Below are 1045 nucleotides of genomic sequence, written 5' to 3'. Positions count from 1 at the left end.
TTCGTCCATATCGCTGCCCATTAGGGTAATGCGCTTGTCTATCAGGTTGGCGGCAATAGCGGCCGGGTCTAACGTTTTAAAGGCTGCGCTACGGCTCATTAACCGCCCCGCACCGTGGCTGGCCGAGTTAATGCTGGCTACATCGCCTTTACCACGCACCAAAAAGCCGGGCGTACTCATGCTGCCGGGGATGATGCCCAACACACCTTCGCCGGCCGGGGTGGCGCCTTTACGGTGCACCATTACTTCTGTACCATCGGCCAGTTGCTCTTTCCAGGCAAAGTTGTGGTGGTTCTCTACCACGGCAATGGGTTTAACACCCAGGGCGCGCGCAATTTTGTTATGGATCTCGTGATGATTGGCGCTGGCATATTCGCCTGCCAGGTTCATGGCTATCCAGTATTCCTGTCCCTCGTCTTTATCCAGGTCCAGCCAGGCCAAATGTTTGGCTTCGGCAGGGAGTTTGGTTTTGGTCATGGCTATTTTGCTGTAATGGTTTGCCACGGTACCGCCAAAGCCACGAGAGCCGGAGTGCGACAGGAGCGCCAAATAGCGCCCGGCAGGGATGTTGTTTAAAGCGTCATCACCTATGGTCAGCTCGCCCCATTCCACAAAGTGGTTGCCGGTACCGCTGGTACCCAGTTGCGCATAGGCCTTATCTTTAAGAGAACGGATCACCTTGGTTTCGCCCCATGTTTTGCTATCAAACAACGAGCTATCGAAGTACGATTTGGTGGTACAACCCATCCCGAAGTAGGTGTTATCAACCAAAATGGTCTTCAGCTTGTCGGTTTCGGTATCCACAGCTTCGGCAGGCAGGTCGAATATGCTTAAACACATGCGGCAGGCAATATCCACGCCCACCGCAAAAGGTATAATGGTATTGGCCGTAGTGGCCAGCACCCCGCCAATAGGCAGGCCGTAACCCTGGTGCGCATCGGGCATCAGCGCGCCGGCTACCGCAATGGGTAATTGTATGGCGGTACGCATCTGTGCCAGCGCGCCAACTTCAATATGCTGCAGTCCCCACACCGGGAAATCGGCT

The 1045-nt window shown here is 55.0% G+C and carries 1 protein-coding gene; it reads right to left on the bottom strand.

Features of this window, described 5'->3' with window-relative positions; genetic code table 11:
* Positions 1-1045 (bottom strand): RtcB family protein (locus WC615_RS18425; RefSeq protein ID WP_372979535.1); only part of this gene is annotated, 1045 nt, incomplete at both ends.

Origin of the sequence: Mucilaginibacter sp., from assembly GCF_041663085.1 — a bacterium.
Classification (GTDB): domain Bacteria; phylum Bacteroidota; class Bacteroidia; order Sphingobacteriales; family Sphingobacteriaceae; genus Mucilaginibacter.
Note: the sequence above shows the minus strand (reverse complement) of the source record. Positions and strands in the feature narration are given on the sequence as shown.